The sequence below is a fragment of the Streptomyces sp. NPDC126497 genome, from assembly GCF_040302425.1.
Classification (GTDB): Bacteria; Actinomycetota; Actinomycetes; order Streptomycetales; family Streptomycetaceae; genus Streptomyces.
This window is the reverse complement of the sequence record NZ_JBEORT010000124.1, coordinates 1-18,438: the sequence shown is the minus strand read 5'-3', so window position 1 is coordinate 18,438 and position 18,438 is coordinate 1. Positions and strand designations below refer to the sequence as shown.

Below are 18,438 nucleotides of genomic sequence, written 5' to 3'. Positions count from 1 at the left end.
GTGGTGTCGGCCGGCTCGGCGGAGCCGGCCGGGGCCTGCTCGGCGACGGCGGGGGCCGGTGCCCGGCCCGGTTCGGCGGCGGGGGGCTCCGCGACGGCGGCCGTGGGCAGCGGGCTGAAGTACTTGTGCGGGACGACGACCACCACGGAGGTGCCGAGCCAGGGGGAGTCCGCGAAGGTGACGCGGATGCCGTAGCGGCGGGCGAGGATGCCGACGACCCGCAGGCCGATGTTGGCGTCCTCGGTGATGCCGCCGATGCCCGCCCCGGGCGCGGTGCCCGCGAGGGCGTGCTCCGCCTCGCGCTTCTTCTCCTCGCTCAGGCCCTTGCCGGAGTCCTGGATCTCGATGCCGACGCCGTTGGGAACCTCACGGCCGGAGACCACCACGGGTTCGGAGGGCGGCGAGTAGCGGGCCGCGTTGTCGAGCAGATGAGCGAAGATCAGCGTGAGGTGGTCCACCAGACCGCCGTCCACGCCGAGTTCGGGGAGCCGGCTCAGCTGGACGCGCTGGAAGTCCTTGATCCGGCCGATGCCGCCGCGCACCACGCTGAGCAGCCGCTGCGGCTCCTGCCACTGCCTGCCGGGCCGGTCGCTGCCGCCGAGCACGCCGATGCTGGCGGCCAGGCAGTCGGCGGGGCCGATCTCCTGGTCGAGTTCCATCAGTCCCCGGGCGACGGCGGGCAGCCTGCCGTGTTCGCCCTGCATCTCGTGCAGCCGGCCGCGGAGCTTGCTGGTCAGCACGTGGATGCGGTTGCCGATGCTGATGACCGCCTGTTCGGCGGAGGTGGAGCGGTCGAACTCCTCCTCCAGTCCGATCAGCGCGGTGCGCAGCAGCTTGCGCAGTTCGGTCTGGAGACCGGCGCCGATCCTCGCGGACCGGTCGACGCTCGGCAGCAGGTCGTCGATGGCCTCACCGGCGCGCAGCCGCGCGATCGCCTCCGGGAGCTGCTCGTCGGCGAGGCGGGCGACCGCGGACAGCTGGTGGGCCAGCTGCTCCCGCCGCGCCTCGGTCTCCTCGGCGAGCCGCGCCTCGTAGGCCCGGGCCTGCTCGGTCAGCCGCTCCTCGAACTCCTTCTCCCGCGCCGCCCGTTCGGCGGTGAGCCTCCGCTCCTGGTCCGCCATGTGCTGCTGCCACCGCCGGGTGTGCTCGGCCTGCGAGGTGCGGTGGGTCTCCTCGGTGCGCAGGAGCCGGACCCGGTGGCGGAGCGTGAGCCGTACGCACACGGAGCAGGCGGCCGTCGCGGCGGCGCCGAGGACGGCCGTGGTGATCCGGTCCGGACTCATCGACGCGGCGGCGACCGTCCCGCCGCCGAGGCCGAGCGGCATCAGCCACCAGCCGTACCAGGCGACAGGGGCCCGCACCGCCGGTGGCGGAGTGGCGAGTTCCATCTGCATCCTTCGAAGCAACATGGGGAGTGTGCAGGTGAGTGTGCGAGGAAGGCCGCACTCATGAGTGAGCACCACGAAGCGACCCGGCGTGTCTTGGGCCAACTCGCGGTGCTCGCAAGGAGCTTATCGGGTCGTCAGCCCCGCGGATCAATTTCGCCCACTGCCGGAAGTGAGGGTTCCGTCACGCTCCGGCGAAGACCGCCGGAGCCGGCCGGCCAGTTCGGAAGAACTCGGTCGCAATGCGAAGACATATGTCAATCGAACATGCTCAAATGCACTCGTCCGAAGGTAACTTGCCGGGTGGGAAAAGGCGTTGGGGCCGGTTCCCTCCCCCGTCGCACGGAGCAGGCTGGAGGCGATGGCGTCGTGCGGTACGAACCCGCGCCGCTGACCCGGCACTTGCGCGTCCACCACGACCGGGGACACACGGTGCTGGAGTTCCACGGGGAGATCGACATCGCCGCTGCCGCGGAGATCGTCCCGCACCTGGACAGGGAGACCGCCGAACCGGACGCCCGGATCGTGATCGACCTGACCCACGTCGAGTTCTTCGACCTCTCCGGGCTGCGCCTGCTGTACCGGGCCCGGCAGCGGGTCGTGGACGGCCCCGGCCGGCTGTGCCTCGTCTGCGCCCACCCGCTGACCCTGCGCATGCTGCGGATCACCGGCACGTCCCGTCTGCTGCCCCCGTGGCCGACCCTGGACGCCGCCCTGGAACGGCCGGGGGCCGCCTCCGGTCCGGCCTGACCACCGGGCCGCGACGCCCGGCGCCCGCGCCGTGCGCCCCCCTGCGCTCCCGGCGCGGCCGTCCGCTTCCCGGTGCCCGTGTCTGTCCCGGGAACCGGGGGGCATCAGGTCAGGAGGAAGGAGGGCCGTCGCCATGACGACTCCCGTGAAGGGACCGATCGCGCGCGTACCCGGCTGGGCGAAGGCGCTCGCCGCGGTGGTGCTGCTGCTCGTCGTGCTGTTCGCCGGGATCCGGCTGAGCCTGCTGCCGGGCCTGAAGGACCTGTTCGGCACGGAGACCGAGGACCGCTCCGGCCCCGCGCTCCTGGAGTCCATCCAGGACCTCAGCCGGTACGACGCCGCCTCGGGCAACTTCCAGGTGGTGGTGGACCTGGAGAAGGACGCGAAGTTCCTGCCGGACGCCGTCCGCGGCAGCCGCACGCTGTACGTGGGCGCGGGCACCGTCGACGCCTACGTCGACCTCGGCAGGCTGGACGAGGACGACGTACGGGTCGACGACGACCGTACGTCCGCCACGCTGCGGCTGCCCCACGCCCGTCTGGGAAAGCCCGCCCTGGACCCCGAGCGCTCCTACGCCGTGTCCAAGCAGCGGGGCCTGTTCGACCGGCTCGGCGACCTCTTCTCCGACAACCCCAACAGCGAACAGGCCGTGCAGAAGCTCGCCGTGCGGCACATCGGCGACGCGGCGAGGGAGAGCGGACTCACCGCCCGGGCCGAGACCAACACCACGGAGATGCTCGAGGGCCTGCTGCGCTCCCTGGGCTTCGAGCAGGTGCGGGTCAGCTACGGCGACTGACCGGCGACACCACGGGTAACCGGCTTACCCCACAAGGAAGTTGACGACTGGAGGACCGAATGTCCCGCGCCGTCCCACGTCCGCGATCCCTGCCCCGCCGTCGTCCGCGACCGTCCCGGCACGGCGCCGCGGAGGACGGTCCGGAGCGTCCGCTCCCGCTGCTCCCGCGGCTGCTGGTGATGGTGTGCGCCTTCGTGTTCATGGTCGTCTTCGCCGCGGTCCTGGCCCGGCTCACCCTGCACCCCTCCCCCGCCTCGGAGGCGCTGACCCACACCAATCTGCGTCCGGGCCGCTCGCTGAAGGCCTACCTGGACCAGCCCGCGCTGCGTGACGCCGTGCGTCAGATCGGCGGCAACATCCTGCTCGGCGTGCCCTTCGGCGTGCTCACGCCGGTCCTCGCGCCGCGCACGCGCGGGTTCCTGCGGGTGCTGGTGCTGACGGCCGTCGTGATGCTGCTGGTGGAGTTCGCGCAGGGCGCGCTGGTGACCGGACGCGCCTTCGACGTCGACGACGTCATCCTGAACACCGGCGGGGCGCTGATCGGTTACCTGCTGCTGGGCCGGCGCCTGAGCCGGGCGGTGCACGCAAGGCGTCCGAAGGCCTGACGGCCGGGGGCGTCGCTCCGCGGGTCAGGGCCGCTCGTTCACCCGGGTGGCCCCGTGCGGGGTCCAGGTGAACTTGTCCCCGCCCACCCAGCGGACCACGTCCGGATCGTCCAGGTCGTGGACCGTGATCCCGAACGCGGCGGCGGCGTGCAGCACGTCGGTGACGGTCTTCGCCTCGCCGACCACCTGTCCGTCGATCTCCACGATCCGGAACGGCGGAGTCCCGGGCTGCACCCCGAGCACCATGATCCGCGGATGCGACATGTACGGGCTCGCGCTTTCGGTCATGTCTCGAGGGTAGAGCGCGAACGGCGCGGACGCGGTGTCCGGGGCGCGCCCGCGTTCAGGGCCGACGCCAGTCGTCGCCCGTCAGGTGGGACCCGGCCTGGGGGCCCATCCGGAGCATTCCGCCGTCCACGCTCCAGGAGGCCCCGGTGACGTAGGAGGCGTCGGGCCCGGCGAGGAAGGCGATGACCGCGGCGACCTCGCGTGCGTCGCCGGGCCGCCCGAGCGGGACGCCGGGACGGCTCTCGGTGTGCGGGTCGGTGTCCTCCTGGCCGGTCATGGGCGTGGCGATCTCGCCGGGGGCGACCGCGTTGACGGTGATGCCGTGCTCGGCGAGCTCCAGCGCCATGACCTGGGTGAGCAGTCCGAGGCCGCCCTTGGCCGCGCAGTACGGCGCGGCGCCCACCCGGGGCTGGTGCTCGTGCACGGACGTCACGTTCACGATGCGGCCCCCGTCGCCCTGCCGGATCATGTGCCGCGCCGCCTTCTGTCCGCACAGGAAGGGGCCGATCAGATCGACGTCGAGCACCTCGCGGACCTGGGAGAGCTCCAGGTCGAGGAAGGGCGTCATGGTGCCGGTGCCGGCGTTGTTGACCAGCACGTCGATGCGGCCCAGCCGGTCGCACAGCTCGTCGACCGTGTCCGCGGCGGCGGGCAGCCGGGTGAGGTCCAGGGGCGCCACCTCGGCCCGCCGTCCGTGCGCCCGGCACTCCCGCGCCGTCTCCTCGGCGCCCTCTCGGTCGCCGTGCCAGGTGATGCCCACGTCCATGCCCGCGGCGGCCAGGCGTACGGCGGTGGCCCGGCCGATCCCGGAGTCCGCGCCGGTGATCACGGCGACCCTGCTGCTCGGGGTGGTGGGGACGGACATGCGGACCTCCTGGGCGGGACGGCGGGTGCGAGGCATCGCAGTACCCCCGTGCGTCCGGACCAACCCCCGCGTCCGCCGTACGGTCGTACCGCGACCCGCGCGCCCCCGGGCCGGGCGGGCGCCGCTCCGGCCCCGGGCGAGTCGCCGGCCCGCCACTCCGGGGACGGAGGACGCCCCCGGAGTGGCGGGCGGGTGAGGTGGTACCCGTACCGCTCGCGAGAGACGAAAGGACCACGTATGGGACGGGCGGCCGTGTTCGACGTCGACGGCACTCTGGTCGACACCAACCATCTGCATGTGACGGCCTGGTGGGAGGCCCTCCGGCAGGCGGGCCACCGGGTGCCGATGCACGCCGTCCACCGGGCCGTGGGGCTGCCCTCCTCGGACCTGGTCGCCCATCTGCTGGGCGAGGACCGGGACACCGGCCGCGACGAGGAGCTGAGCGCGGCGCACAAGGCGCTGTACGGGCAGTACTTCGACCGGCTGCCCGCCCTGCCGGACGCCGGGCGGCTGCTGAGGCGGCTGCACCGGGACGGCTGGACGGTGGTGCTGGCCACCTCGGCCGGCGGCGCCGAGCTGGGCGCGCTGCGCCGGGCGATCGACGCGGACGAGGCGATCGCCGCCACGGCGAGCGCCGACGACGTGGCGGCGGGCAAGCCCTCGCCGGAGCCGGTCGAGCACGCCCTGGAGCTGGCGGGGGTGCCGGCGGAGCGGGCGGTGTTCGTCGGTGACACGGTGTGGGACATGCGGGCGGGCAGCCGCGCCGGGGTGCGCTGCGTGGGAGTGCTGTGCGGCGGCATTCCGCGCGCCGACCTGGAGGAGGCCGGCGCGGACGCGGTCTACGACGACCCGGCCCATCTCCTGGCGTCCCTGTCGGGCAGCCCCCTGGCATGACACGGAACATGACACGGACGAGGGAGGAGACCGTGCGCGGTGGCGCCCTGGGGCGGGCGGCCCCGGTGGCGCGGGTGCGGGACGCGGTGCGGTGGGACGTGCGGTCCGCCGGCCGGGCGGCGCGGGCCGCGTGGCGGGGGCCCGGGCGGGAACGGGATCTGCTCGTCCAGTCCCTGAAGGCCGCCGCGGCGGCCCTGCTGGCGTGGCTGCTGGCACAGGTGTGGCTGGGCGATCCGATGGCCCTGATGGCGCCCTGGGTGGCGCTGGTCCTGGTGCAGGCCACCGTCTACAGCTCGCTGGTGCAGGCGGCGCGGCAGTTCACGGCGATCTGCGTGGGAGCGCTCGTGGCCTCGGGGGCGCAGGCGGTCACCGACGACACCACGGGCGCCCTGGCGCTGTCCGTGCCCGTGCTGATGCTGCTGTCGAACTGGCCACGCTTCGGCGACCAGGGCGTCTACGCCGCCACCACGGCCGTCTTCACGATCGCCACGGGGACGGTGAGCGCGGTCGCCGTCGGGCACCGGCTGGGTCAGGCGGCGCTCGGCGCGGTCGTCGGCATCACCGTCAACGCGCTGGTCCTGCCGCCGATCCACCTGCGGGACGTGCGGGAGAACCTGGCGGCGCTCGCCCGCGAGACGGGTGAGGTGCTGCACGCCGTCGCCGGGGACCTGCGCGGGGGCGAGTGGGACGCGCAGACCGCCGCGGAGCGGCTGGACGCCGCGGCGCGGCTGCAGGGCCGGCTGGAGGCGCTGCGTTCGGCCCGCGGCTGGAGCAGGGAGAGCCTGCGGCTGACCTCGGGCGTCCTGCGCGCCCTGCACCGGGCGCCGACGGAGGAGCTGCCGCCGGAGTCCGAGGACGAGCGGTTCAGCCGCGTCACCGGGCACGTCACGGCGCTGACCCGTACGCTCGCGGTGGCCGCCGACGAGGACCGTACGCCCGCCGCGCCGGACGCCGCGGTGCTGAGCTGCTACGCGGAACTGCTGGAGCTGCTCGGCGAAGCCTGCCGCACGGAGGCCGACCGGCTGCTGGACGGCGGCGGGCGCGCGGACGCCCTCCTGGACGGACGCACCGAGGACGTGATGCGGGACCTGCACGAAAGGCTCCAGGCCGGGCTGCGCGAGCACGCCGGGCGGGGCGCCGCGCGGACGGCCGTGCTGGGCACGCTGGTGCTCCAGGCCGAGAACCTCTGGGCCGAGCTCGGCGGTGGCGCCCGGGGCCGGTGACACACGTCACGCCCATCGGTGGCCGAAGGCGGAACACCGGGAGGTGGTTCTCCGTTGAACAGATCGTGGGTGCGGACGGGACAGTGTCCCCGGGCCTCACCATCCGCCCACAGGGACGATCGCCCGGCTGAAGCCCTGTGGAGCCCCTCGCCGAGAGGCGACCGCCGTCCGCGCCCACCACCGAGCCGCCCCGGCCGTGATTCCCCCGTCACGGCCGGGGCTTCCACATGCCCGCCTCGGGCGTCGCCCGAGGTCGAGGGCGCTCCGGTCCGTGGCGTGACGGACACGAGCGACCACCGCACAGCACGGCATCGGCTCGGGCTTCGGCGCCCGCGGCACCGCCCGCTGAACCCCGGGGGCTTCGGGACCCCGGGCAGGGCGCGGCCACCCAGGGGCGGGCCGCCACGTCCCCGCGGCCGGGCGGCATGGGCGGGGTCCGTCCGGAGGACTGCGACGTCACCGGCCCCGGCCCCGGCCGACGGTGGGCGCACCGGGGTCGAGGACCGGACGGCCGGCCCGGAGCGGGCGACCCGCCCGTGGGAACTCTCGGCCCGCCTCACGGGCGTGAACGCCTTCGCCCGAGGGGTACCCGGCCGGTTCCGGGGAGCGGACGGCCGAGAGGAGCGCGAGGTGAGCAGCACAGCGGGCATGAGGATCGTGGTCACGGGCGCCACCGGCAATGTCGGGACCAGTGTGGTGCGGGTCCTCGCGGAGGAACCCGCGGTCGCCTCCGTACGGGGTCTGGCACGGCGGATCCCCGATCTGTCGCCTCCGAAGACCGAGTGGTCGGCGGTGGACCTGGCCTCGGACCGCTCCGATCTCGTCGGGGAGTTCACCGGCGCGGACGCGGTGATCCACCTGGCCTGGGCGTTCCAGCCGACGCACGATCCGGCGACCACCTGGCGCACCAACGTGCTGGGCAGCATGCGGGTGTTCGACGCGGCGGCCGAGGCGGGGGTGCCGGCGCTGGTGCACGCCTCGTCGGTCGGGGCGTACTCGCCGGGACCGAAGGACCGCGCCGTGGACGAGTCGTGGCCGACGCACGGCTGGCCGGACGCCGCGTACTGCCGGGAGAAGGCGTACCTGGAGCGGGTCCTGGACACGTTCGAGCGCGACCACCCGGGGATCCGGGTGGTGCGGATGCGGCCCGCGTTCCTGTTCAAGCGGGAGTCCGGCAGTGAGCAGCGGCGCATCTTCGGCGGCCGTTTCCTGCCGGGCCAGCTGGCGCGGCCCGATCTGCTGCCCGTCCTGCCGGACGTCCCGGGGCTGCGGATGCAGGCGCTGCACACCGACGACGCGGCCCACGCCTACCGGCTGGCCGTGCTGTCCGCCGGTGCGCGGGGCGCCTTCAACCTCGCCGCGGAGCCGACGGTCGACGCGGAGCTGCTCGGGGAGATGCTCGGCACCCGCCGGGTGCGGCTGCCGCGCACCGCGGCCCGCTCGGCGGTCGCCGCCGCCTGGGGGCTGCGGCTGCTGCCGGCCTCGCCGCACCTGTTCGACGCCGTGCTGCGGCTGCCGCTGATGGACTGCACGCGTGCGCGCGTGGAGCTCGGCTGGCAGCCGACGCACACCGCGACGCAGGTGGTGGAGGAGTTCCTGCTGGGCATGGAGCAGGGCGCCGGGGAGGACACGGCGCCGATGCGGGGCCGCAAGGTCGGCTGAGCGGCGGGTTTCACCGGCCCCCGCGGGAGGTACCCGCGGGGGCCGGGGGTACGAACGAAGGGAGAGCGCCGTGACCGACCACCGTCTCGAGGGCCCCGGCGAAAGCGGCGCCGGTGTCCCCCGCGACCTGCCCGACCAGCAGGCCGGCCCCGGCGAGGACCCCTGGGAGGTCGCCCCGGCCGCCGCGGAACGGGAGAGCGGGAAGAAGGCCGGCGATGCGCGGGAGCCGGACCCCGACGTCCCCGACACCGACGAGGCCGGCACGGGCCGGCAGGGCGCCCCGCACTCGGCGTCGGGCAACCCGGAACATCCGGTGCCGGACGAGTCCTCCGCGTAGGACCTGCCGCCGGGGCCCCGTCCGCCGGGCGGTGCCGTGCGCACACCCCCGCCGTCCCGTGCGCCGCGCCGCGCCGCGGGAAGGTGACGCCCGGATCTAGGGGGTGCGTTCCCGCAGGGCCGCCCGCCAGGCGGGGGGCGGGGACTGCGGGTCCGGGTCGGGGCGGCGGCCGCCGCGGGCGAAGAAGTCGGCGAGCGGCAGGATCGCGGCGCCGACGGTGACCGCGTCGGGTCCGAGTCGGCCCAGTTCGATGGTGACCTTCCCGGCCGGATGGCGCAGCGCGTACGACAGGGCGTGCCGGCGCACGGACGGCAGGAAGCGGGAGCCGAGCTGGAGGCCGGCCCAGCCGCCCACGAGGATGCGCTCGGGCTGGAAGAGGTTGATCAGGTCGGACAGGCCCGCGCCCAGGTATTCGGCGGTCTCCTCCAGCACGGCGAGCGCGACCGGGTCGGGGGCGCCGTCGTCGGCCGGGTAGGCGGCGGCGAGCATCGCCGTCAGCGCCGTCTCCTCGTCCGCGTCCTCGGGGTTCTCGGGCGCCCGGCCGCCCTCCTCGCGCCACCGGGCGAGCAGCGATTCGGCGCCCGCGTACGCCTCCAGGCAGCCGAGCGCGCCGCAGCGGCAGCGGCGTCCCCTGACCCGTACGGTCAGGTGCCCCCATTCCACCGCCCGGCCGTGTTCCACCTCGGGGGTGACCAGGCAGGCGCCCACGCCGGAGCCGAAGAGGACCACGAGGGCGTTGCGGGCGCCGCGTCCGGCGCCGAACCACATCTCGGCCTGGCCGAGGGTCCTGGCGCCGTTGTCGATGAAGTAGGGCACCGTCCCGGGCAGCGGGGACCGGGCGCGCAGCAGGGACTCCAGGGGGATCGCGTCCCAGCCGATGGTCTGGCCGTGCACGACGGCGCCCCGGTCGGGGGTGTGCTCGACGATGCCGGGGACACCGATGCCGACGCCGAGCAGCCGCCCGGGGTCGAGGCCGGCGCCGGCCAGCACCTCGGCGACACCGGAGCGGATGTGGTCGACGATGACCTCGACGTCGTAGCGCTGCTGCTCCAGCGGGCGCTGCGCGCGGGCGAGCTCGGTGAGGGTCAGGTCGAACAGTTCGACGCGGACCCGGGTTTCGCCCACGTCGACACCGATCATGTGGCCGCTGGCCGGCGCCACGCGCAGCAGGGTGCGCGGCCGGCCGCCGTCGGAGTCGACGCTGCCGGCCTCCTCCACGAGGCCGTCGGCGACCAGGTCGGCGACGACGTTGCTCACCGATCCGGAGCTGAGCCCGGTCGCGGGGCCGAGCTCGAAGCGGCTCAGCGGGCCCTCGAAGTACAGCCGTTCCAGCACGGCCGTGCGGTTGGCCCGCCTGAGGTCGCGCACCGTGCGCCCGTTCCGCCCCGTCATGTGACTCCTCCCAGCCCCTGCCCGACCTGCAACATACCGCCGGGACACGACCCGGCGCGACGCCCCCCCTCGCTTATTTCACGGTGTGAAGTAACAGGGTCCACCGATCCGGTCCGGCGCGGCACGCGCGGGACCCGCCCCCCGGGTGAAAACCACTGGCTCCCCCCGGTCCCGGATATCTACCCTGACCCGGAAACCTAGACCCCCCAGGTTTCGAAAGAGCACACCAGGAGACGACCCCCATGAGAGCTCTCACCGAGCAGGACGTCCGCAGTTCGTTCATCAACTGCTCGAAGGGTGAGGCCAAGCGGCTGACCGTACCGCGCGACCTGGGCGAGCAGCCCTGGGACGACCTCGACTTCCTGGGCTGGCGCGATCCCGGCGCACCCGACCGCAGCTATCTCGTCACCGAGCGGGAGGACCGCCTCGTCGGGGTGGCCATGCGCTTCCAGCCGGCCCGGCGCGGCTTCCTGCACCGCAGCATGTGCTCCCTGTGCCTGACCACCCATCCGCGCGGCGGTGTCGCCCTGATGACCGCGCGCAAGGCGGGCCCGGCCGGCCGCGAGGGCAACTCGGTCGGCGCCTACATGTGCACCGACCTCGCCTGCTCCCTCTACCTGCGCGGCAGGAAGGTCCCGGAGACCGGTGCCCGCTTCGAGGAGAGCCTCACCCTGGAGGAGCAGATCGCCCGCACCCGGGGCAACCTGTTCGCCTTCCTCGACAAGCTGTAGTCCCGGCCCGCCCGTCCCTCGGGGGACTGTCGTCACCGGTGAACACGTTCGTGGTGTCCGAGGAGGGGGAACCGTCCGAGGATGCAAGTGGTACGTGAGATGACGGCGCCGGCCGTCGAGTTCGTCAGGCGGCGCCGGGACCCGGTGACCGTGCAGATGGTGCGGTCGGCGGCCGCGGCGACCGTCGCCTATGTCATCGCCCTGCGGCTGAGTCCGGAGGCCGCCCCGCTCACCGCGCCCCTGACCGCGCTGCTCGTCGTCCAGGTCACCCTGTACTCCACGCTCGTCACCGGAGTGCGCCGGGTGAACTCCGTGGTGGCCGGGGTCGTGGTGGCCATCCTCTTCAGCCTGCTGGTGGGCCTGACCTGGTGGAGCCTGGGCCTGCTGATCCTGGCGTCGCTGCTCGTCGGCCACCTGGTGCGGGTGGACGAGTTCGTGCCCGAGGTGGCGATCAGCGCGATGCTGGTGCTCGGGGTGACCACGCACGGGGACACCGCCTGGGCCCGGATCGTGGAGACGCTGATCGGAGCGTTCGTCGGCATGGGGTTCAACCTCCTGCTCGCCCCACCCGTGTGGGTGGAGGAGGCCGGCCAGTCGATCGAGGAGCTGGCGCGCCGGGTGCGGCAACTGATGCTGCGGATCGGCGAGGAGGCGGCGGACCGCACGCCCCCGCACCGCGCGGAGGCCCGGCTGCACGAGGCCCGCCGCCTGGACCACGACATCACCGAGGTCGACACGGACCTCAGACAGGCCGAGGACAGCCTGCGGCTCAATCCCCGGGTGCGTGAGGGCCTGCTGCACCGAGTGGTGCTGCGCACCGGTCTCGACACGCTGGAGATCTGCACGGTGGTGCTGCGGGTGCTGGCCCGCACGCTGGCCGACCTGTCCAAGAAGCGCGAGCCGGAGCGGTTGTTCGAGCCGGAGACGGGCGCGGTCTTCGAGCAACTGCTGTCCGAGATCGCGGACGCCGTGGTCAGCTTCTCGGTGCTGGTGACCACGAGCGTGAGCGCGAACGCCGAGTCGGCGGAGGACCGGCTCGCCTCCGAGCTGCGGCAGGCGGCCGCCACCCGCGACAAGCTGGCCCGGCTGCTCTTCGAGGAGGCCCGGCGCGACCCCGGCCAGTGGCAGCTGCTGGGCGCCGTGCTGACCGAGGTCAACCGCATCCTCGACGAGATGGACACCGAGCACCGCACGCGCCGGCTGTTCGAGGAGCTGGACCGGCACTCGCAGGCGCAGCGCGAGCGGCTGCCGCGGCTCACCCGGATGCGGGAGCGGCTGCGCCGTAAGCGCGGCGCCTCCCACCGTTCCGGGTGAGGCGCCCGGCACCCGGCCGAAGGCGTCCGGACGGCGGGGCGCGCCGCGTCACCCGTCGCCGTCCGGGCGCTGCCGCTGCAGCGCCCGGGGGCAGGAGGCGGTGCCCGCCTGGGCGAGCAGCGCGTGCATGCGCTCGGTGAGCCGGGAGACGTCGTCGGCGGGCGCGTGGAACGGCAGGCGTACGTCACCGTCCGTGCGGAGGCGTTCGATGCGCAGGGTCAGTCCGTGCCGGTCGACGGCGAGCGGCCGGACACGGACCGCGCCGTGCAGACTTCCGTGGTCGACCAGGCGGGTCAGCCGCTCGACGGCGTCGGCGTGGCGGTCGGCGAGGTGGGTCAGCAGCCGGGCCTCGGCGGCGGCCAGCGGATCGGGCGCGGCGGCGGCGAACTCGTCGGTGTCGACGACCAGGGCGCCGGACGGCTGCCGGAGCACCACGCGGGTGGGCTGGAAGGCGAGGTGTCCGTCCCGCGCGGAGAACCAGCCGGCCAGCCACAGCCGGGCACGGATCCGGTTGCGCACGGGGACGGGCGCGACGTCGGCGAACTCCAGCACGGCGGACGGCTCGCCGCGGGGTGCGCAGATCGCGGCGGCGAGCAGGGCGCTGTCCTCGGGCACCCGCAGCAGCACCCGCCCGTCGTCGGTCACGTGGTGCGCGCCGACCAGCTCCTCCCGGGCGCCCTCCGCGGTCACCGCACAGGACCACGCGGCGGCGAGCGCCGAGCGGGCCCGTTCCGCCGCACCGGGCGCGGCCGTCCAGCCGTGCGTGTCGTCACCCATCCCCGAACCTCCTCTTAGGTAAGCCTTGCCTAACTTATCGGAGATCGGGGTGTGCGCCAACCGGGGACCGTGATCCTCACCGGACCCTTCAGGGCGCGAGGACGCCCAGCAGGGCGCGTGCGCACAGGTCGCGCACCTGCGCGCGGTCCGGCCCCGGGCCGCGCAGCCACTCCAGGCAGACCGCCGTGGTGAAGGCCAGCCAGCCGCGCACGGCGAGCCGGGTGTCCGGCCGCGCCCCGAGGACGGGGCCGAACTCGGGATCCGCCGCGAGCGCCGCCAGGATCTGCCGCTCCTGCGCGGCCAGCGCCCGCCGGTAGACCCGGCGCACCACCCGGTCCCCCGCCGCGTCGGCGCGGTGGAAGGCGCGGTAGCCGTGCGCATGGGTCTCGACGTACTCCAGGTACGCGTCGAGACCCGCCGTGAGCTGCTCGCGCAACGGACGGCCGGGGACCGCCGCCGTCATGCGGAGCATCCGCTCGCTCTCGCGCTCCACCACCGCCGCGAAGAAGTCCCGCTTGGTCGGGAAGTAGTGGTAGAGCAGCCCCCGCGAGACCCCGGCGATCTCGGCGACCCGCTCGATCCACACGTCGTCGTAGGGGTTCTCCGAGAACAGCCGCGCGCCGACCGACAGGAGCTGTTCCCGGCGCTCCGCGGTACTGAGCCGGCGGCGCGTGCGCCCGCCCTGGTTCACGGCCATTCCCGCACTGTACTTGACGCCGGTTCAGCGACCGGACCACACTGAGGCCGCGTTATTGAACTCGCGTACAACACGTCGCACGCGCACGCCGGGCCGAAGGAGATCGCGTCATGGCGGAGACGACGACACGGGCCGTACCGCCGAGGGGTTTCCGCAGCGCGGAGCACGGCTGGCCGCAGCTGCACCGCATCCCGCGCCCGCCGTACCGCCTGCCCCTGGTCGGCGATGTCGTCGGGGCGAGCAGGCGCACACCCGTGCAGGACTCGCTGAAGTACGCCCGCCGGCTGGGGCCGATCTTCCGGCGGAACGCGTTCGGCAAGGAGTTCGTGTTCACGTGGGGCGCGGAGCTGGTGGCGGATCTGGCCGACGAGTCGCGGTTCGCCAAGCACGTGGGGCTGGGGGTCGCCAATCTGCGGCCGGTCGCGGGCGACGGGCTGTTCACCGCGTACAACCACGAGCCCAACTGGCAGCTGGCGCACGACGTGCTGGCCCCCGGGTTCAGCCGGGAGGCCATGGCCGGCTACCACCCGATGATGCTGGCCGTGGCGGAGCGGCTGACGGAGCACTGGGACCGCGCGGCGGCCGGGGGCCGGCCGGTGGACGTTCCCGGGGACATGACCAGGCTGACGCTGGAGACGATCGCGCGGACCGGGTTCGGGCACGACTTCGGCTCCTTCGAGCGGTCCCGTCCGCACCCGTTCGTCACGGCGATGGTCGGCACCCTCAGCCACGCCCAGCGGCTGAACAACGTGCCGCCGCCGCTGGCCCCGCTGCTGCTGCGCCGGGCGAACCGGCGCAACGCGGCGGACATCGCGCGGCTGGAGCACATCGTCGACGAGGTGGTCCGCCGCCGGCGCGCGGACGGCCACGCGGAGGGCGACCTGCTGGACCGGATGCTGGAGACGGCGCACCCGCAAACCGGGGAGCGGCTGTCGTCGGAGAACGTCCGCCGGCAGGTCATCACCTTCCTGGTCGCCGGGCACGAGACCACCTCGGGCGCACTGTCCTTCGCCCTGCACCACCTGTCCCTCCACCCGGACGTGGCGGACCGCGCCCGCGCCGAGGTGGACCGCGTCTGGGGCGACGCGCCGGAACCCGGCTACGAGCAGGTGGCCAAGCTGCGGTACGTCCGCCGGGTGCTCGACGAGTCGCTGCGGCTGTGGCCGACCGCGCCGGCCTTCGCCCGGGAGGCCAGGGAGGACACGGTGCTGGGCGGGTCGCATCCGATGCGGCGTGGCGCGTGGACGCTGGTGCTCACCCCGATGCTGCACCGGGATCCCGGGGTGTGGGGCGCGGACGCGGAGCGGTTCGACCCGGAGCGGTTCGACGCGGGGGCGGTGCGGGCTCGTCCGCCGCACGTGTTCAAGCCGTTCGGGACGGGGGCGCGGGCCTGCATCGGGCGGCAGTTCGCGCTGCACGAGGCGGTGCTGGTGCTGGGGCTGCTGCTGCGCCGGTACGAGCTGCGCGCCGATCCGGCCTACCGCCTGCGGGTGACCGAGCGGCTGACGTTGATGCCGGAGGGGTTGCGACTGTGGCCGGAACGCCGCACCCCGGCGCGGGTCCAGGCGGGGCCCGAGCCCGCCTGAGGCACGTCGGGGCGGGGCGGGTCGCGGCCCGGCGCTCGCGTGGTGCCGGCGCACCCGCCCTTCCCCTACGTGCTCATCTGGGGAACAGCTCGAAGGCGACCGCCGGGCGGTTCCCGAACCGCTTCCCGGTCTCCTCGGCGAACCCGGTCAGCAGCGTGCGCGCGTACGTCTCCGGAGCCTCGTCGGTGAGCGCCTCGATGTAGGTGCGGTGCTCCAGCAGGGAGCGCACCGCCCGCTCCAGTCCGGCGGTCGCGTCCACGGCGTGGGTGGGCGCGTTGCTGCCGGCGACCGCCACCCAGCGCACGCCGTCCCAGGGCTCGAGTCCCTGCTCGGTCAGCTCGGGGAAGATCCAGCGGTTGCCGGCGTCCCCGGCCGCGTCGAGTGCGGCCCGGCCGACGGCCACGTGATCGGGGGTGTTCCAGGCGGTGCCGCCCCAGGTGTCCCGGTGGTTCAGGGTGATCACCAGCTCGGGCCGGTACCGGCGGACGGCCGCGGCGATGTCCCGGCGCAGGGCCGGACCGTACTCGACCACGCCGTCCGCGTGGTCGAGGAAGGCGACCTCCGACACGCCCACGACGGCCGCGCTCGCCCGCTGCTCGCGCTCCCGGAGCGGTCCGCACTTCGCCGGTTCCACGGTGTCGATGCCCGCCTCGCCGCGGGTCGCCAGGACGTAGGAGACCTCGCGGCCGGCGTCGGTCCAGGCGGCGATCGCCGCCGCGCACCCGTACTCGAGGTCGTCCGGGTGGGCCACCACGGCCAGGGCGCGCTGCCAGTCGTCGGGCATGGGCTCAAGTTGACTGATCGTCGGCTCGGTCATGTCCGGCAGACTAGCCCCCGGCACCGACAGCGCACGGGAGCGCGCGGTCAGGCCTCGTCGCGGGCGAGGGCGAGCAGCCGGTCCAGGACGCGGGGACCGCCGGCCCGGACGCCGTCGTGCTCGAACTCGTCGGTGACCCAGGTGCGCAGGCCGCGGATCGCGCGGGCGGTCCGCAGGGAGTGGGCGGTGTCGACGTACATGTCGTCGTGGTAGACGGCCGCCGCGACCGGGACCTCGTTGACGGCGAGGCGCGCCGCGTCGTACAGGGGCGTCCAGTCGGTGCGCGCGGCGATCAGTGCGGCGGTCTCGCGCAGCGGGCGCAGCGCGGGGTCGCAGTCGAACATCCACGGGTGGACGGTCTCGCCGGTGAACAGCAGCGGCTCGTCACCGGCGAGCGCCTTGGCCGCGTCGAACCGCGGGAACTCGGCCCGCACCCGTTCGGCGGACCAGGCGGTGGGCCGGGCGTCCTGGGCGTAGATCGCCTCGTGCACCAGCGCGTACAGCGGGTGTCCGGCGTACGACAGCAGCCCCTGCGCCTGTTCCTGGAAGGCGTCGGAGAGTTCGGGGCCGCCCGGGGTGCGGACGAAGGCGTCCTCCAGGAGGAAGTGCAGCCGGTGGCTGCCGTCGCTGCCGCCCAGCATGATGCCGAGCGACTGGAACGCCTCGACGGTGAACCGGTAGCCGTTGGGCAGGACGACCTCGCGGGTGAGGAGGTGGTCGGCGATGCGGCGGGCGCGTTCGACGTCCTGCGGATAGCGGGCGTAGTGGGCGGCGACCTTGCGCTCGACGCGCGGATAGGCGGCCCGGTAGACGTCGTCGGCGTGGGCGTCGAGGGAGGGCAGCCCACCGGTGATCAGCGCGGTGTCCAGGCCCTCGGGGGCCAGGGACAGGTAGGCGACGGCGCAGAAGCCGCCGAAGCTCTGGCCGAGCACGGTCCAGGGGGCGCCGCCGGTCACCTCGGGGCGGATCGCCTCGCAGTCCCGCACGATCGAGTCGGCGCGGAAGCGGGTGAGGTGGTCGGCCTGCGCGGCGGGGCCGCCGCGCAGCGGGAGCGTCTGCCGGTTGGCGGGGGTGGAGTGGCCGGTGCCGCGCTGGTCGAGGAGGAGGACGCGGTACTCCTGAAGGGCACGGCCGAGCCAGGCCTCCTTCCCGACGAAACGGTTCGCCCCGAAGCCGGGCCCGCCCTGGAGGTAGAGCAGCCAGGGCAGGTCCTGGCCGGCCTTGTCGCTCGCGACGACCTCCCGCGCGTACAGCTCGATCGTCTCCCCCGACGGGTCGTCGTGGTCGAGGGGCACGGTGAAGCGGCGGTCGGTGAGGACCACGCCGGGCTGGCGGTAGCTGACGGACAAGAGGGCTCCCGGGACGAACGGATCGGCGGACCGGGACCCAGTCCAGCACATCTCCGTCCGGCCGACGATCCGGGGATCACGCGGTGCCTGCCGACGTCCGTCAGCGGGCCGCCAGGCTGGAGCGCCGGACCACCAGTTCCGGACTGAGGACGACCCGGCGGTGCTCGTGCGGCCCGGCCGCGTTCTCGCTCTCGGTCTCCTCCAGCAGCAGCTCGGCCGCCAGGGCGCCCATGGTGACCGCGGGCTGCCGCACCGAGGTGAGCGGTACGGCGGCCGCGGCGGCGAACTCGATGTCGTCGTAACCGACGATCGCGAGGTCGTCGGGGACGCCGACGCCGGCCGCGTACATCGCCTGGAGCACACCGAGGGCGAGCAGGTCGTTGGCGCAGAACACGGCGGTGGGGCGGTCGGCCAGTCCGAGGAGGCGGGCGCCCGCGTCGCGTCCGGCGGCGACGTCGAGCCGCTCGGTGGGCAGTTCGCGCAGGCGGTCGGGGCCGAGGCCGGCCTCGGCGAGGGCGTTCAGGGCGCCGGTGCGGCGGTCCCGGACCTGGCTCAGTCCGGGCGGACCGCAGACGTAGGCGATGGAGCGGTGCCCGGCGTCGACGAGGTGCCGCACGGCCAGCGCGCCGCCCGCCACGTCGTCCACGGAGACCGAGCACTCGGTGATGCCCTCGGCCACCCGGTCGACCAGCACGAAGGGGATGCCGTGCCGCCGGAACGCCTCGATGTTGCGGCCGGTGGCGTCCGCCGGGGTGAGCAGTACGCCCCGCACCCGCTGCTCGGCGAAGAGGGAGAGGTACTCGGCCTCCTCACCCGGGTTCTGGGCGCTGTTGCAGACCATCACGCCGAGCCCTGCCTCGCGCGCGGCGCGTTCGGCGCCCCGCCCCGCGTACACCAAGAAAAGGGTTCCCACTTGGAGGAACAACAGGCCCCATCTTAGGCGGCGTCCCGCGCGCACCGTACCGGGGGT

At 74.4% G+C, this 18,438-nt stretch carries 19 protein-coding genes; 10 read left to right on the top strand and 9 right to left on the bottom strand.

The window, feature by feature from the left end; translation table 11 throughout:
* Nucleotides 1-1,388, bottom strand: a 1,388-nt coding sequence (locus ABTY20_RS31755; protein WP_352000604.1) for an ATP-binding protein, incomplete at its 3' end; no start/stop codon positions are given.
* 366 nt (nucleotides 1,389-1,754) lie between these two features.
* Here ABTY20_RS31755 and ABTY20_RS31750 point away from each other — a divergent pair.
* The 3 genes from ABTY20_RS31750 to ABTY20_RS31740 all read left to right on the top strand — a co-directional run bounded on the left by ABTY20_RS31750 (nucleotide 1,755) and on the right by ABTY20_RS31740 (nucleotide 3,536).
* Nucleotides 1,755-2,135 carry an anti-sigma factor antagonist gene (locus ABTY20_RS31750; protein ID WP_352000603.1) on the top strand — a complete coding sequence of 127 codons (381 nt, stop codon included), beginning with the start codon at nucleotides 1,755-1,757 and terminating at the stop codon, nucleotides 2,133-2,135.
* A 133-nt stretch (nucleotides 2,136-2,268) separates the two neighbouring features.
* Complete coding sequence (locus ABTY20_RS31745; protein ID WP_352000602.1) at nucleotides 2,269-2,931, top strand: DUF4230 domain-containing protein; 663 nt, start codon at nucleotides 2,269-2,271, stop codon at nucleotides 2,929-2,931.
* 59 nt (nucleotides 2,932-2,990) lie between these two features.
* Nucleotides 2,991-3,536 (top strand): VanZ family protein, encoded by a 546-nt coding sequence (locus ABTY20_RS31740; RefSeq protein ID WP_352000601.1) that lies wholly within the window; start codon nucleotides 2,991-2,993, stop codon nucleotides 3,534-3,536.
* A 24-nt stretch (nucleotides 3,537-3,560) separates the two neighbouring features.
* On the opposite strand, the gene ABTY20_RS31735 is transcribed toward ABTY20_RS31740, so the two are convergent.
* Nucleotides 3,561-3,824: a hypothetical protein gene (locus tag ABTY20_RS31735; RefSeq protein ID WP_352000600.1), complete on the bottom strand. Its 264-nt coding sequence runs from the start codon at nucleotides 3,822-3,824 to the stop codon at nucleotides 3,561-3,563.
* Nucleotides 3,825-3,879: 55 nt separating this feature from the next.
* On the bottom strand, nucleotides 3,880-4,689 hold the full coding sequence (locus tag ABTY20_RS31730) for an SDR family oxidoreductase (RefSeq protein ID WP_352000599.1): 810 nt from the start codon (nucleotides 4,687-4,689) through the stop codon (nucleotides 3,880-3,882).
* A 237-nt stretch (nucleotides 4,690-4,926) separates the two neighbouring features.
* On the opposite strand from ABTY20_RS31730, the gene ABTY20_RS31725 reads away from it, so the two are divergent.
* The 4 genes from ABTY20_RS31725 to ABTY20_RS31710 all read left to right on the top strand — a co-directional run bounded on the left by ABTY20_RS31725 (nucleotide 4,927) and on the right by ABTY20_RS31710 (nucleotide 8,805).
* A complete protein-coding gene (locus tag ABTY20_RS31725; protein ID WP_352000598.1) occupies nucleotides 4,927-5,583 on the top strand; it encodes an HAD family hydrolase in 657 nt (218 codons plus the stop codon).
* 8 nt (nucleotides 5,584-5,591) lie between these two features.
* Nucleotides 5,592-6,806, top strand: coding sequence for an FUSC family protein (locus tag ABTY20_RS31720; protein ID WP_502991935.1), 1,215 nt, complete (start codon nucleotides 5,592-5,594; stop codon nucleotides 6,804-6,806).
* A gap of 630 nt (nucleotides 6,807-7,436) precedes the next feature.
* The gene (locus ABTY20_RS31715; protein WP_352000597.1) at nucleotides 7,437-8,468 is read left to right on the top strand and encodes an SDR family oxidoreductase; all 1,032 of its coding nucleotides are present in this window, start codon (nucleotides 7,437-7,439) and stop codon (nucleotides 8,466-8,468) included.
* A 70-nt stretch (nucleotides 8,469-8,538) separates the two neighbouring features.
* Nucleotides 8,539-8,805, top strand: a complete 267-nt coding sequence (locus ABTY20_RS31710; RefSeq protein ID WP_352000596.1) for a hypothetical protein — start codon at nucleotides 8,539-8,541, stop codon at nucleotides 8,803-8,805.
* Nucleotides 8,806-8,901: 96 nt separating this feature from the next.
* On the opposite strand, the gene ABTY20_RS31705 is transcribed toward ABTY20_RS31710, so the two are convergent.
* A complete protein-coding gene (locus ABTY20_RS31705; RefSeq protein WP_352000595.1) occupies nucleotides 8,902-10,197 on the bottom strand; it encodes an ROK family transcriptional regulator in 1,296 nt (431 codons plus the stop codon).
* Nucleotides 10,198-10,439: 242 nt separating this feature from the next.
* Between ABTY20_RS31705 and ABTY20_RS31700 the strand changes: the two genes are divergently transcribed.
* Nucleotides 10,440-10,928, top strand: coding sequence for an FBP domain-containing protein (locus tag ABTY20_RS31700; RefSeq protein WP_352000594.1), 489 nt, complete (start codon nucleotides 10,440-10,442; stop codon nucleotides 10,926-10,928).
* A gap of 81 nt (nucleotides 10,929-11,009) precedes the next feature.
* Nucleotides 11,010-12,242, top strand: a complete 1,233-nt coding sequence (locus tag ABTY20_RS31695; RefSeq protein WP_352000593.1) for an FUSC family protein — start codon at nucleotides 11,010-11,012, stop codon at nucleotides 12,240-12,242.
* A 48-nt stretch (nucleotides 12,243-12,290) separates the two neighbouring features.
* Here the strand turns inward: ABTY20_RS31695 and ABTY20_RS31690 are convergent, their stop codons facing one another.
* Both ABTY20_RS31690 and ABTY20_RS31685 read right to left on the bottom strand, forming a co-directional pair.
* Nucleotides 12,291-13,019 (bottom strand): DUF2470 domain-containing protein, encoded by a 729-nt coding sequence (locus ABTY20_RS31690; RefSeq protein WP_352000592.1) that lies wholly within the window; start codon nucleotides 13,017-13,019, stop codon nucleotides 12,291-12,293.
* An 88-nt stretch (nucleotides 13,020-13,107) separates the two neighbouring features.
* Entirely contained in the window at nucleotides 13,108-13,716 is a 609-nt protein-coding gene (locus tag ABTY20_RS31685; RefSeq protein WP_352000591.1) for a TetR/AcrR family transcriptional regulator, read from the bottom strand.
* Nucleotides 13,717-13,826: 110 nt separating this feature from the next.
* On the opposite strand from ABTY20_RS31685, the gene ABTY20_RS31680 reads away from it, so the two are divergent.
* Nucleotides 13,827-15,302, top strand: a complete 1,476-nt coding sequence (locus tag ABTY20_RS31680) for a cytochrome P450 (RefSeq protein ID WP_352000590.1) — start codon at nucleotides 13,827-13,829, stop codon at nucleotides 15,300-15,302.
* 73 nt (nucleotides 15,303-15,375) lie between these two features.
* On the opposite strand, the gene ABTY20_RS31675 is transcribed toward ABTY20_RS31680, so the two are convergent.
* The 3 genes from ABTY20_RS31675 to ABTY20_RS31665 all read right to left on the bottom strand — a co-directional run.
* Nucleotides 15,376-16,119: a PIG-L deacetylase family protein gene (locus ABTY20_RS31675; RefSeq protein WP_352000589.1), complete on the bottom strand. Its 744-nt coding sequence runs from the start codon at nucleotides 16,117-16,119 to the stop codon at nucleotides 15,376-15,378.
* A gap of 47 nt (nucleotides 16,120-16,166) precedes the next feature.
* Nucleotides 16,167-17,468 carry an alpha/beta fold hydrolase gene (locus ABTY20_RS31670; protein WP_352000588.1) on the bottom strand — a complete coding sequence of 434 codons (1,302 nt, stop codon included), beginning with the start codon at nucleotides 17,466-17,468 and terminating at the stop codon, nucleotides 16,167-16,169.
* A gap of 100 nt (nucleotides 17,469-17,568) precedes the next feature.
* The coding region (locus ABTY20_RS31665) for a substrate-binding domain-containing protein (protein ID WP_352000587.1) at nucleotides 17,569-18,438 on the bottom strand (870 nt) is incomplete at its 5' end.

Bases quoted from the DNA above. Each gene is read 5' to 3' on its own strand.
- ABTY20_RS31745 (WP_352000602.1), top strand. From the start codon at position 2,269: ATGACGACTCCCGTGAAGGGACCGATCGCGCGCGTACCCGGCTGGGCG.
- ABTY20_RS31740 (WP_352000601.1), top strand. From the start codon at position 2,991: ATGTCCCGCGCCGTCCCACGTCCGCGATCCCTGCCCCGCCGTCGTCCG.
- ABTY20_RS31735 (WP_352000600.1), bottom strand. From the start codon at position 3,824: ATGACCGAAAGCGCGAGCCCGTACATGTCGCATCCGCGGATCATGGTG.
- ABTY20_RS31730 (WP_352000599.1), bottom strand. From the start codon at position 4,689: ATGTCCGTCCCCACCACCCCGAGCAGCAGGGTCGCCGTGATCACCGGC.
- ABTY20_RS31725 (WP_352000598.1), top strand. From the start codon at position 4,927: ATGGGACGGGCGGCCGTGTTCGACGTCGACGGCACTCTGGTCGACACC.
- ABTY20_RS31720 (WP_502991935.1), top strand. From the start codon at position 5,592: ATGACACGGACGAGGGAGGAGACCGTGCGCGGTGGCGCCCTGGGGCGG.
- ABTY20_RS31705 (WP_352000595.1), bottom strand. From the start codon at position 10,197: ATGACGGGGCGGAACGGGCGCACGGTGCGCGACCTCAGGCGGGCCAAC.
- ABTY20_RS31700 (WP_352000594.1), top strand. From the start codon at position 10,440: ATGAGAGCTCTCACCGAGCAGGACGTCCGCAGTTCGTTCATCAACTGC.
- ABTY20_RS31695 (WP_352000593.1), top strand. From the start codon at position 11,010: ATGCAAGTGGTACGTGAGATGACGGCGCCGGCCGTCGAGTTCGTCAGG.
- ABTY20_RS31690 (WP_352000592.1), bottom strand. From the start codon at position 13,019: ATGGGTGACGACACGCACGGCTGGACGGCCGCGCCCGGTGCGGCGGAA.
- ABTY20_RS31685 (WP_352000591.1), bottom strand. From the start codon at position 13,716: ATGGCCGTGAACCAGGGCGGGCGCACGCGCCGCCGGCTCAGTACCGCG.
- ABTY20_RS31680 (WP_352000590.1), top strand. From the start codon at position 13,827: ATGGCGGAGACGACGACACGGGCCGTACCGCCGAGGGGTTTCCGCAGC.
- ABTY20_RS31675 (WP_352000589.1), bottom strand. From the start codon at position 16,119: ATGACCGAGCCGACGATCAGTCAACTTGAGCCCATGCCCGACGACTGG.